The 13,138-nt window shown below is 29.5% G+C and carries 10 protein-coding genes; all 10 read left to right on the top strand.

The genetic code is table 11. The annotated features are described in order from the left end of the window. Positions 1-14 precede the first annotated feature (14 nt). The 10 genes from spoIIP (at position 15) to dnaJ (ending at position 12,878) form a co-directional block, all read left to right on the top strand. A complete protein-coding gene (gene spoIIP / locus IC173_RS07230; RefSeq protein ID WP_227432565.1) occupies positions 15-1,022 on the top strand; it encodes a stage II sporulation protein P in 1,008 nt (335 codons plus the stop codon). Positions 1,023-1,051: 29 nt separating this feature from the next. Further along, positions 1,052-1,315: a hypothetical protein gene (locus IC173_RS07225; RefSeq protein WP_227830755.1), complete on the top strand. Its 264-nt coding sequence runs from the start codon at positions 1,052-1,054 to the stop codon at positions 1,313-1,315. Between the two features lie 282 nt (positions 1,316-1,597). After that, the gene (gene lepA / locus IC173_RS07220; RefSeq protein ID WP_227482848.1) at positions 1,598-3,403 is read left to right on the top strand and encodes a translation elongation factor 4; all 1,806 of its coding nucleotides are present in this window, start codon (positions 1,598-1,600) and stop codon (positions 3,401-3,403) included. Positions 3,404-3,564: 161 nt separating this feature from the next. After that, complete coding sequence (locus IC173_RS07215) at positions 3,565-4,902, top strand: CCA tRNA nucleotidyltransferase (RefSeq protein ID WP_227855361.1); 1,338 nt, start codon at positions 3,565-3,567, stop codon at positions 4,900-4,902. A gap of 237 nt (positions 4,903-5,139) precedes the next feature. After that, positions 5,140-6,453: an APC family permease gene (locus tag IC173_RS07210; RefSeq protein WP_227432569.1), complete on the top strand. Its 1,314-nt coding sequence runs from the start codon at positions 5,140-5,142 to the stop codon at positions 6,451-6,453. Positions 6,454-6,626: 173 nt separating this feature from the next. Then, positions 6,627-7,802: a radical SAM family heme chaperone HemW gene (gene hemW, locus IC173_RS07205; protein WP_227855360.1), complete on the top strand. Its 1,176-nt coding sequence runs from the start codon at positions 6,627-6,629 to the stop codon at positions 7,800-7,802. Positions 7,803-7,904: 102 nt separating this feature from the next. Then, positions 7,905-8,924: a heat-inducible transcriptional repressor HrcA gene (gene hrcA / locus IC173_RS07200; RefSeq protein WP_227432571.1), complete on the top strand. Its 1,020-nt coding sequence runs from the start codon at positions 7,905-7,907 to the stop codon at positions 8,922-8,924. Between the two features lie 29 nt (positions 8,925-8,953). Continuing rightward, complete coding sequence (grpE, locus tag IC173_RS07195; RefSeq protein ID WP_227432572.1) at positions 8,954-9,574, top strand: nucleotide exchange factor GrpE; 621 nt, start codon at positions 8,954-8,956, stop codon at positions 9,572-9,574. Positions 9,575-9,667: 93 nt separating this feature from the next. Continuing rightward, on the top strand, positions 9,668-11,515 hold the full coding sequence (dnaK, locus tag IC173_RS07190; RefSeq protein WP_227432573.1) for a molecular chaperone DnaK: 1,848 nt from the start codon (positions 9,668-9,670) through the stop codon (positions 11,513-11,515). 208 nt (positions 11,516-11,723) lie between these two features. Continuing rightward, positions 11,724-12,878 carry a molecular chaperone DnaJ gene (gene dnaJ / locus IC173_RS07185; RefSeq protein WP_227855359.1) on the top strand — a complete coding sequence of 385 codons (1,155 nt, stop codon included), beginning with the start codon at positions 11,724-11,726 and terminating at the stop codon, positions 12,876-12,878. Positions 12,879-13,138: the final 260 nt, after the last annotated feature.

The following is a 13,138-nucleotide window of genomic DNA, read 5'->3' as shown; positions in this document are numbered from 1 at the left end:
AAGGAGGAGCAAATATGTTTAAAAAATGCATTAAAGTAGTAACCTTGACTTTTATATTAGCATGCATTTTACCAGGAAAATCATTGGCTTTAAATCAAGATGACTTTTTAAAGTTTTTAGTAAATTCATCTTATCCAGAAGCTAAAGTCGAAGGAAATAATACAGAAAATAAAAAGAGTGATAAAAATAAAGAAGCAAGTAAAGAAAGTAAAGATGAAAATAAAAAATCTGAGGATGTAAGTAAATCCGACAATAAGAAAGAAAGCGAAAAAGAATATATAAAACTTTATGTTGGTAAAGAAAATGTTCCAGATATTGAGTCAAAAAACTCAGATACAACTGAAACTAGTACTGCATCTAGTGCAGAGTATAAAGATGACTTAAGAGTGACTAAAGAAAATCCAAGAATTTTGATATATCATACTCATGGGTGTGAAACTTATTCAAACTCACCTGATGGAAATTATCATTCAAGAGATAAGAAAAATTCAGTAATGGAAGTAGGAAATGCATTAACTAGTGCTTTAGACAGTAAGGGATGGGGTGTAGTCCATACTACTAAATACCATGACTATCCATCTTATAATAACTCTTATGCAAGTAGTTTAAAAACAATAAAAAGTATACTCCCTAAATATAATACAGTGGACATAGCAATAGATTTACATAGGGATGCTAGGGATTTAACTAATCCAGCCACTAAAGAAAAAGACCATTTGAAATATACAACTATGATAAATGGAGAGAGAGTATCTAAATTCTTCTTTGTTGTAGGAGGAAAAAATGAAAATAAAGCACAACTTAGAGCTTTAGCAGATGATATAACTGCTTTTGCTGAAAAGAAATATCCAGGCTTGGTGTCTCCAATAGTAGAAAAAGACTATGCTAGATTTAATCAATTTGCAGTTAAAAATCACATGTTAATAGAAATTGGAAATAATGCAACGAGTATAGAAGAATCTAAGGCTACTACAAAGTATCTTGCTGAAATTTTAGATGAATATTTTAAACAAAAAAATTAGATTGTTTAGTGTAATTAGGAGCATGTTGAATGAGCCGATTAGAAAGAAATATAGAAGGTAAAAGTAAACAAAGAAAATATAAGTATATTATGAGAATTATATTTTTAGTTATTATGATTATAGGTACATCCATTTGTGTGTTTATAGTTGATAGTAATGCTAAAAGTATGTTGGGAATAAAGCAACATAATTATTTCTCAAGTATTAAATTTGATATTACAAAGTTTGATATACCAAAGATTGATATACCAGATTTTGATATACACAAAATCGTTGAAAAATTTAATAAGTAGGAAATAAGTGAATAAGGTTTATTGATTAAAATAAGCCTTATTTTAGTTATGTATCTTTAATTGTATAAAATAAAAACACATTAACTATATTTTATAGGATTTACTTTAAGTTTATGATATTATATAATATTTAGTGTTAGACTTGATAATCCACATATAATGTGGATAATTTTGTTTAATGCCAATTAGTTTATATTCAAAAATTTAAAATTTGATATATAAAAAGTTTTTATATAATATAAAATGATAACTATAAGAATAATCAAGAGGAGGGAATTTAAGGTGGACAATAAACAAAGTAGAACTAGAAATTTTAGTATAATTGCACATATAGACCATGGAAAGTCTACCTTAGCTGATAGATTAATACAACAAACGGGGCTTGTCAGTGAAAGAGACATGAAGAGTCAATTACTTGATAACATGGATCTTGAAAGAGAAAGAGGAATCACTATAAAGCTTCAAAATATAAGATTAATGTATAAGGCGAAGGATGGAAATGAATATTATTTAAATCTTATAGATACACCAGGACATGTAGACTTCAATTATGAGGTATCAAGAAGTTTAGTAGCATGTGAGGGAGCATTATTGGTAGTCGATGCAGCACAAGGTGTTGAGGCACAGACTTTAGCTAATGTGTATCTTGCAATAGACCAAGATTTAGAAATATTACCAATAATAAATAAAATAGATTTACCAAGTGCAAGACCAGATGAAGTAAAACATGAAATTGAAGATATAATAGGGCTTGATGCAAGTGAAGCACCTCTTATTTCAGCTAAAACAGGTTTAAATATAGAAGATGTTTTAGAAGATATTGTAAAAAATGTACCTGCACCTAAAGGAGATAATGAAGCACCATTAAAGGCGTTAATATTTGACTCTTATTACGATGCTTATAAAGGTGTTGTAGCCTATGTTAGAGTGTTTGAAGGAACTGTTAAAAAAGGTATGACAATAAAAATGATGAATACTAAGAAAAAGTTTGAAGTAACTGAAGTTGGTGTTATGGCTCCAGGGCAAACTGAACTTAGTGAATTATCAGCTGGTGATGTTGGTTATATTGCTGCTAGTATAAAAGACATAAGAAGCTGTCGTGTAGGGGATACAATAACAGATTCAAATAATCCTACAGAAGAACCTTTACCAGGATATAAAAAAGCTACTCCAATGGTATATTGTGGTATATATCCAGGAGAAGGTGAAAAATATGAAAATGTAAGAGATGCTCTTGAAAAATTACAAGTAAATGATGCTGCCCTTGAATATGAGGCTGAAACTTCAGCAGCACTAGGGTTTGGGTTTAGATGTGGATTTTTAGGTCTTTTACATATGGAAATAATGCAAGAAAGACTTGAGAGAGAATTTAATCTTGATATAATAACTACAGCACCATCTGTTATATACAGAGTTACAAAAACTGACGGAGAAGTTGTAATGATACAAAATCCTGCAAATTTGCCAGAAGTAGCTGAGATAAGAATGATAGAAGAACCTATAGTAAAAGGAGATATAATAGTTCCTAAAGATTATGTAGGTGTTGTTATGGAACTTTGCCAGGAAAGACGTGGAAATATGTTAAACATGGAATATATAGATGAGAGAAGAGTAATGCTTCATTACGACCTTCCTCTTAATGAAGTTGTTTATGATTTCTTTGATGCCTTAAAATCAAGAACTAGAGGATATGGTTCTCTTGATTATGAGATTAAGGGATATGTTGCATCTACTCTTGTAAAACTTGATGTTTTAATTAATAAAGAGCAAGTTGATGCACTTAGTTTTATTGTACATGAAACTCGTGCTTTCCCTAGAGGAAAGGCAATGTGTGAGAAATTAAAAGGAGAAATTCCAAGACATCAATTTGCTATACCTATACAAGCTGCTGTTGGTAATAAGGTTATTGCAAGAGAGACAATAAGTGCTTTAAGAAAAGATGTACTTGCTAAATGTTATGGTGGAGATATATCTCGTAAGAAGAAACTTCTTGAAAAACAAAAAGAAGGTAAGAAGCGTATGAGACAAATTGGCTCTGTTGAAGTTCCTCAAAAAGCATTTATGTCTGTACTTAAGTTGGATGAATAATTTATTAAATTTTTATAAATTTAGATAAATATACTTAAAAGCTAGAGTGATTTTAGAATTATTTCTAAATTAATCTAGTTTTTTTGTGGTATATTTTAATTAAACACATAGAGAATATAAGTAAGAGTATATTAAAGAAAAAATAAAAAAAGGTGATATTTATGACTAATATAGAAATTCCTAAAAAAGTGGATTATATAATTAAAGAATTAGAAAAGAATGGTTATGAGGCATATGTAGTTGGAGGATGTGTGAGGGATTGTTTATTAGAAAAAATTCCAAATGACTGGGATATAACAACTAGTGCAAGACCTGAAAAAGTGGTAGAGATATTTGAAAGGACTATTCCAACTGGTATACAACATGGTACTGTAACAGTCATGATTGAACATGAGCCATTTGAAGTGACAACATATAGAATAGATGGAAGTTATAGTGATGGTAGACATCCAGATTCAATAGAATTTACAAATGATATAGTTAAGGATTTGTCAAGAAGAGATTTTACTGTTAATGCAATTGCATACAATTCAAAGACTGGATTAGTTGACCCATTTAATGGTTGTGAGGATATACAAAATAAGTGTATTCGTTGCGTTGGAAATCCAGTAGATAGATTTGAAGAAGATGCACTTAGAATGCTTAGAGCGATTAGGTTTTCTGCACAGCTTAATTTTAAAATAGATGAAGATACTAAACAAAGTATCTACAGAAACGCAGATTTAATAAAATGTGTGTCTATGGAAAGAATTCAAGTAGAATTCAATAAAATGCTAATATCTGATTCATCTAAGTTAAATTTATTAATTTCAACAGGATTATTAAAATTTATAATTCCTGAAATATGTGACTTAGAAGATGTTATTCAAAATAATCCATATCATATTTATAATGTTGGAAAACATACATTGATAGCTACTGAAGTAATTGAAGATGAATTATATCTAAAGCTTACAATGTTATTTCATGATTTGGGTAAAAAAATTACTAAAACGACAGATAAAAATGGAATTGACCATTTTTATAGTCACAGTAGGGAGTCTGTCAAAATAGCAAAGCAAATTTTGAAGAGACTTAAGTATGATAATTATACTATTAATAAAGTTTTAATATTAATACAATATCATGATTATAGAATAGAACCAAAAAGAAAAATTATTAAAAAGTTATTAAATAAACTTGGAGATGTTGAACTATTTGAAGATTTAATAAAGGTTAATTGGGCTGACACACTTGCTAAAAACCCAAAATATGCAAAACAGAAAATATTAAACCTTATTGAGAGTGAAAAGGAATTTAAACATATAATAAGTCAAAATGAATGCTTTCATATTAAAGACTTAGCTATTAATGGAAACGATTTAATGTCTATAGGTGTTAAACCAGGTAAAGATATAGGGTATCTATTAAATAAGATGCTTGAAATTGTTATCAATAATCCAGAACTAAATGAAAAAGAAATTTTAAAAGGAAAAGTATTAGATATATACACATTTTAAGTTAAAAGATTAAACTTTAATTTAATTAATTTAAGATAGTAAATATAATTTACATTAAAAAAATAGACAGTCTTTATAAGGTTGAAATTATGAAGGTTGGTATTCTATAATTTTAAATGTATAGCAAATTAATATAAAGTTAGTAAGTTAATATAAAAAAAAACTTTGGGAATACTAAAACCATAAATTTATAAAATTAATATTTTATGCACTTATAAAACAGTAAGGAGGGACATCATGCGTACTCAACTACAAAAGACGATTGGTCTTTCAGCAGCTCTTTCTACTGTTGTAGGTATGGTTATAGGTTCAGGAGTTTTTTTTAAGCCACAGGCAATATATACCACAACTAATGGAGCTCCAGGACTAGGTATTATAGCATGGCTTTTAGGTGGATTTATAACAATAACAGCTGGACTTACAGCTACAGAAATATCAGCTGCTATCCCAAAAACTGGTGGTATGATGATTTATATTGAAGAAATATATGGAGAAAAATTAGGATTTTTAACTGGATGGATGCAAACTGTATTATTTTTTCCAGGTACGTCAGCAGCATTAGGGGTAATATTTGCTCAACAAGCATCTGAACTTTTAAATATGAGTCCAAACAATATGTCAGTTGTGCTTCCAATAGCAATTGGAGTAATACTGTTTTTATCATTACTTAATATAATAGGTTCATCATTGGGAGGAAAAGTTCAGACAGTAGCTACTATTGGAAAAATGATACCATTAGCTCTAATAATAATATTTGGATTTATTAAAGGCCAAAGTAGTGAGATATTAAATCCATTTGTAGGTGATGGAGTTAGTGTATCAAGCGCACTTGGACAAGTATTAATAGCAACGTTGTTTGCATATGATGGATGGATAAATGTCGGTGCTATCTCAGGAGAGATGAAATCTCCAGAAAAAGATTTACCAAGAGCAATAGTTGGTGGGCTATCATTAGTTATGGCAATATATATTATAATAAATGTAGCATATCTTTGGGTTGTGCCAGCAAGTGAATTAGCAACTGTTACTTCACCAGCAACATTAGTTGCAAAAAAATTATTTGGAAATTTAGGTGGAAAAGTAATAACTGTGGGTATATTAATATCAGTGTTTGGTACATTAAATGGATATTTATTAACAGGGTCAAGAATACCATATACATTAGCTGAAAAAGGAACTTTGCCTGCTTCTAAGGTTTTATTAAAAGTAAATTCTGGTGGGTCTCCTGTAAATTCAATACTGCTCATAACTGTATTAGCATGTATATATGCTTTATCTGGTCAATTTAATCTTTTGACAGATTTAACTATATTTTCAATATGGGTATTTTACGTATTGACTTTTGTTGGAGTTATAAGGCTTAGAAGAGAACAACCAGATTTACACAGACCGTATAAAGTTCCTTTATATCCAATAATACCAATTATAGCTATATTAGGTGGATTATTTGTAATAATAAATCAAATACTGACTTCAACAGCAGTATCTTTAGGTGGTATATTTATAACCCTACTTGGATTACCAGTTTATTATTATATGAAGAAAAAATAGTCATTTATTTTAAGTTGAAAAATTTGGATAAAAGTAAAAATCTACTTTTATCCAAATTTTTTATGATATTACATAGTGAAGATGCTTTATATGTTATTTGATGAGTTATTTTGTTTGATTTATAATTTAATAACTGATGCTTTAAGATAATTTTAAGAAATGAGGAATATAAAATGTTAGGACTTTATATACATATCCCATTTTGTGTGAAAAAATGTAAGTATTGTGATTTTAATTCTTATAAAATGGACCTAGATTCAAAAAAAAGATATATAGAAGATTTGAAAATAGAAATGGAGTTATGCAGTAATAAATTAAATAGAGATGATAAATACAAAAATAAAGAAGATTTCAATATAGACAAAAACGATATAATAACAAGTATATTTATAGGTGGAGGAACACCTAGTATTTTGACATCTGAAGAAATAAGAGAAGTATTTGTAAGTGTAAAAGAAAAATTCAATATAGACAAAAACGCAGAAATAACCATAGAATGCAATCCTGGCACACTGACACTAGAAAAATTAGAAACTATGAAAGAAGTTGGTATCAATAGACTTAGCATAGGGTTACAAGCTGTCCAAGAAAAGCATTTGAACTTTATAGGAAGAATACATAGTTATAAAGAATTTGAGAAAAACTATATGGACGCACTGAGTGTAGGATTTAAAAATATTAACATAGACTTAATGTATAGTCTTCCCAATCAAACACTATGTGATTGGAAGGAAACTCTTGAAAAAGTTACAGATTTAAATCCAACACATATATCAGCATATTCTCTTATATTAGAAGAAGGTACTGAACTGTATAATATGTATGAAAATAATCAATTTGACCTTATAGATGAAAATATAGATATAGAAATGTATGAGTATACAATAAACTATTTAAAATCAAAAGGATACAATCAATATGAAATATCAAATTACTCACAAGAAGGCTATAATTGTAAACATAATATTTTATATTGGGAATGTGAACACTATATAGGTCTTGGAGCAGGAGCTTCTGGTTATATTGATAATAATAGATATAATAATTTAGAATCTTTAGAGGATTATCATTTAAGTCTGATTAAAGGAGAGAAGCCAATACAAGATAGTGAAAATCTTTCTATAAAAGATATGATAGAAGAAAAGATATTTATGGGCCTTAGAATGAATAAGGGAATAAAATTTAAAGATTTTGAAAAAAATTTTGGAATAGATTTTAGAAAAAAATACAGTAAGCAGATAGAAATGTTACTAGCTAGAGACCTTATAAACCAAAGCTTTGAGGGAATACAATTAACTCAAAAGGGAAGAGAAATATCTAATAGTATATTTATAGAATTTATGGAATGATTTTTAGGGTGTTGACAAAATAAATTTATAATGGTATATAATATATATAATCTTTTTAGCACTCGAACTTAGTGAGTGCTAACAGCTAGGAGGTATAATAATATGGAATTAAATGAAAGAAAATTAAATATCCTCAAAGCTATAGTTAAAGATTATATAGAAACAGCTGAAGCTATAGGTTCTAGAACAATATCTAAAAGGCATGATTTAGGTGTTAGTGCTGCCACCATAAGAAATGAAATGGCTGACCTTGAAGAATTAGGATATTTAATTCAGCCACATACTTCTGCGGGTAGAGTTCCATCTGAAAAAGGCTATAAGTTATATGTAAACTCTCTTATGAGTAAAAGTGAATTAGATGATAATGATAAGATTCTTATTGAACAATGTATGAATCATAACATAAATCATATAAAAGAATTAATTCATGAAACGTCTAAGCTATTATCTCAATTAACTAACTACACAACTGTAGCAGTTACTAAGAGTTTAATAAATCAAAGCGTCATAAAGCATATACAGTTAGTTGCTATGCATGACAATAATATTTTACTTATAGTTGTAACAGATAAAGGGGACTTAAAAAAAGCTAACCTTACAACTAATGTATATTTAGATCAATCTAAGTTAAATTTGATTTCTGATAATCTTACAAAGAAGCTCTTAGGAAAAAGTATAACAGATTTAGATGATAATCTGATTGCTTTTATTAAATATGAAATAAGTGAGTACTCAGGGTTTATAGATGAACTTTTAAATGCCCTAAACTCAAATATGGAAGAAGAAGATTTCTCTCTATCATTAAATGGAGCCACTAATATATTTAGTTATCCAGAATTCAATGATGTGTTAAAAGCAAAGTCATTTTTAAATATGTTAGAAAGAAAGGAAACAATAGCTGACATAATTAAATCAAAGGGAATACAAAAAGAAAATCTAAATATAATAATTGGTAGTGATAATGATTGTAAATTGGCACAGGATTGTAGTATAGTTACAGCAACTTATAATGTAGACAGAGACTTAGTTGGGCGAATAAGCTTCATAGGACCTACAAGAATGGATTACGCTAGAATTTACTCTATAATAAATTATATGAGTTTATTAATTAATAGAAAGTAAAGAAATTTTAAATTGAGGGGTGTAAAGTCTTGGATAAAAAAAATGAGCAACAAGAAGTAAAAGAAGAAAATGATACTTCTATTAACCAAGAATCTGAAACTCAAGTAGAGTTAGAAGATGAAGTTGTTAATGAAGAATGTGAAGAGTCAAGCGAAAAAACTGATGAAGAAAAAGCTGATGATGAAAATGTAACAGATATAAATTCTAAATTAGCAGAAAAAAAATTAAAAGATGAAGTAGATGAATTAAATGACAAATATCAAAGACTTCAAGCCGAATATGCAAACTATAGAAGAAGAACTCAACAAGAAAAAGAAACAATTGGTGTGTTTGCAAATGAGAAAATAATAACTGAGTTAATACCAGTTATAGATAGTATGGAAAGAGCCTTAGATGCATGTGAAGATAAGGAAGATACTATGTATAAGGGTATAAGCCTTGTACATAAACAATTAATAGATACTCTAGTAAAATTTGGAGTAGAAGAAATAGAAGCAGAATCTAAGGAATTTGACCCAAACTTACATCTAGCAGTTATGCAAGAGAGTGTAGATGGAGTAGAAGCAAATCAAATAGTGATGGTACTTCAAAAAGGATATAAGCTAGGAACTAAAGTTATAAGACCTTCAATGGTTAAAGTTTCTTGCTAAGTATATAAATTAAGGTTAAAATATTTAGCCTAATATAAAATACACAAATAAGTAAAATTTAATTATACAATTACTCAAGGAGGATTTTTAGTCATGGGAAAAATAATAGGAATAGATTTAGGAACAACAAATTCATGTGTTGCAGTATTAGAAGGTGGAGAAGCACAAATAATAGCAAATAATGAAGGTATGAGAACTACTCCATCAGTAGTGGCATTTACAAAAGATGGTGAAAGAATAGTTGGAGAACCTGCAAAAAGACAAGCAGTTACAAATGCAGATAAAACAATAACTTCAATAAAAACTCACATGGGAACTGATTACAAAGTGAATATAGATGGAAAATCATATACTCCACAAGAAATATCAGCAATAATATTACAAAAATTAAAATCAGATGCAGAAAGTTACTTAGGACAAACAGTAACAGAAGCAGTTATAACAGTTCCAGCGTACTTTACAGATGCTCAAAGACAAGCTACTAAAGATGCTGGTAGAATAGCAGGGCTAGATGTTAAGAGAATAATAAACGAGCCAACAGCAGCAGCTCTTGCTTATGGTATGGATAAATTAGACCAAGAAAAGAAAATATTAGTATTTGACTTAGGTGGAGGAACTTTTGACGTATCTATACTTGAAATAGGTGATGGTACTTTTGAAGTTTTAGCTACAGCTGGTAACAATAGATTAGGTGGAGATGACTTCGACCAAATAGTAATAGACTATTTAGCAGATGAATTCAAAAAAGCTGAAGGTGTAGATTTAAGAAATGATAAAATGGCTCTTCAAAGATTGAAAGAAGCAGCAGAAAAGGCTAAGAAAGAATTATCATCAACAATGAATTCAAACATAAACTTACCTTTCATAACTGCTACAGCAGAAGGTCCAAAGCATTTAAATATAGATTTATCAAGAGCTAAATTTGAAGAATTAACTAGAGGTTTAGTTGAAAAAACTATGGAACCAACTAAGAGAGCTTTACAAGATGCAGGACTTTCTACAAGTGAAATAGATGATGTATTACTAGTTGGTGGTTCTACAAGAATACCAGCAGTTCAAGATGCTGTTAAGAAATTTATAGGAAAAGATCCTCATAAAGGTATAAACCCAGATGAATGTGTTGCAGCAGGAGCTTCTATACAAGCAGGAGTTTTAGCAGGAGATGTTAAAGACTTATTATTACTAGACGTTACTCCATTATCTCTTGGTATAGAAACTATGGGTAATGTAATGACTAAGATAATAGAAAGAAACACTACAATACCAACTAAGAAATCTCAAGTATTCTCAACTGCTGCTGATAACCAAACAGCTGTTGATATACATGTACTTCAAGGTGAAAGAAGTATGGCTTATGACAATACAACTTTAGGAAGATTCCAATTAACTGATATACCACCAGCACAAAGGGGAATACCTCAAATAGAAGTTACATTTGATATAGATGCAAATGGTATAGTTAATGTTTCAGCTAAAGATTTAGGTACAGGAAAAGAACAAAAAATAACTATAACATCAAATACTAATTTATCAGAAGCAGATATAGAACAAAAAATAAAAGAAGCTGAGATGAATGCTGAAGCTGACAAACAGAAAAAAGAGAAAATAGAAGCATTTAACCAAGCTGAATCTACTATATATCAAACTGAAAAAACTTTAAATGAGCTTGGAGATAAAATAAGTGCAAGTGATAAAGAAGATATAGAAAAAGCAATAGCAGACTTAAAAGTTGTAAAAGATAATCAAGATGCTACAGCAGAAGAACTTAAGAAAGCTACAGAAGAAGTAATGACTAAGTTCCAAAAAGTATCTCAAGAAATGTACCAAAAGGCAGCTCAAGAACAACAAGCAGCACAAGGTGCAGAGCAAGCTCAAGATAATGGACCTAAAGATGACAATGTAGTAGATGCTGACTTTAAAGAAGTAGATGAAGATAAATAAGCTATATAATATAACATCAAATGATAATTGAAGAATAGATTATTTATGAAAATCATATAGATATTAAAGATATATGGACAATATACATCATAAAGAATATAATATATCATAGATTATATAACTTAAAGTAGAATATAAGAATTAATGATAGCTTGTAGTTTATTATTCTACAAGCTATCGTTTTGTAAAATGAAGGTGGTGTCAATTTTTGAGTACAAAAAGGGATTATTATGAAGTCTTAGGTATCAGTAAAGGTGCAGAAGCTCAAGAGATAAAAAAAGCTTACAGAAAGTTAGCAATGAAGTACCATCCAGATAGAAACCCTGGTGATGAAGAGGCTGAAGAAAAGTTTAAAGAAATAAATGAAGCTTATGAAGTACTTTCAGATGATACAAAGAGAAAGACTTATGACAAATTTGGACATGATGGGCTAAATGGTCAAGGAGGCTTTGGAGGCCAAGGAGGATTTAATGGCCAAGGCTTTGGTGGATTTGAAGATATGTTTGGAGATATATTTGGTGACATGTTTGGAGGGGGCTTCGGAGGTGGAAGACAAAGAAGAAGAGGTCCACAACGTGGTGCAGATATAAGACAAAATGTTACTATATCTTTTGAAGAAGCTGCATTTGGTAAAAAAATGTCTATAAAGCTAAATAGAAGTGAAGAATGTGATGAGTGTGATGGAACTGGAGCAAAACCAGGAACATCAAAGAAAACTTGTTCAACTTGTAATGGAACTGGCCAAGTTAGAACTGTTCAAAGAACTCCATTTGGAAATATAGCAAGCTCAAGACCTTGTAGTACTTGTAATGGAACTGGAGAAGTAATTGAATCTCCTTGTAGCAAATGTCATGGAACTGGAAACACAAGAAAAGTTAAGACTATAGAAGTAGATATACCTGCAGGTATAGATGATGGTCAAATGATAAAACTTGCTGGTCAAGGTGAAGTGGGAGAAAAAGGTGCTCCAAGAGGAGACTTATACATTGTAGTTAATGTAAAATCTCATCCATTGTTTACTAGAGATGGAAATGATATTTACTTTGAGATGCCAATTACATTTGTTCAAGCAACTTTAGGTGATGAAATAGAAGTACCTACTTTGGATGGAAAAGTTAAGTATAGTGTGCCAGAAGGAACACAAACTGGAACTGTATTTAGACTTAAAGAAAAAGGGATTCCTAGAATTAGAGGTAATTCAAGAGGAGACCAATATGTCAAAGTTGTAGTCGAGATTCCTAAAAAATTAAATGATAAGCAAAAAGATCTGTTAAGAGAATTTGCGAAGGAGTGCGGGTCGAACGTCCACGAAAAGAAAAAAACATTCGGACAGAAAATAGAAGATATGTTTAAGAAAAAGTAGTTAAAATAGCCAATATAATGTAATCATATTCTTTAGAATCTAAATTATTTAGTTATAAGATTTTGAATTAATATAATATGATTTTTATATTGGCTATTTTTAATTTTGAGTATGTAAAATATGTATAAATAATTTCTTTATAATACTCACCATTATAATGTAGTTGATGACAAAAATACTTATGTTTTTTAACGTGAGCTTTGTGGCAGGTATTAACTATATAACTTTTTTTTATAAAATAATTGTTTTGACCAAATGTA

Origin of the sequence: Clostridioides sp. ES-S-0048-02, assembly GCF_020658495.1 — a bacterium.
Classification (GTDB): Bacteria; Bacillota; Clostridia; order Peptostreptococcales; family Peptostreptococcaceae; genus Clostridioides.
Note: the sequence above shows the minus strand (reverse complement) of the source record. Positions and strands in the feature narration are given on the sequence as shown.

What these genes read in the sequence shown, in the direction of transcription:
- hemW (WP_227855360.1), top strand. Translation starts at nt 6,627, where the DNA reads ATGTTAGGACTTTATATACATATCCCATTTTGTGTGAAAAAATGTAAG.
- IC173_RS07225 (WP_227830755.1), top strand. Translation starts at nt 1,052, where the DNA reads ATGAGCCGATTAGAAAGAAATATAGAAGGTAAAAGTAAACAAAGAAAA.
- hrcA (WP_227432571.1), top strand. Translation starts at nt 7,905, where the DNA reads ATGGAATTAAATGAAAGAAAATTAAATATCCTCAAAGCTATAGTTAAA.
- spoIIP (WP_227432565.1), top strand. Translation starts at nt 15, where the DNA reads ATGTTTAAAAAATGCATTAAAGTAGTAACCTTGACTTTTATATTAGCA.
- dnaK (WP_227432573.1), top strand. Translation starts at nt 9,668, where the DNA reads ATGGGAAAAATAATAGGAATAGATTTAGGAACAACAAATTCATGTGTT.
- IC173_RS07210 (WP_227432569.1), top strand. Translation starts at nt 5,140, where the DNA reads ATGCGTACTCAACTACAAAAGACGATTGGTCTTTCAGCAGCTCTTTCT.
- IC173_RS07215 (WP_227855361.1), top strand. Translation starts at nt 3,565, where the DNA reads ATGACTAATATAGAAATTCCTAAAAAAGTGGATTATATAATTAAAGAA.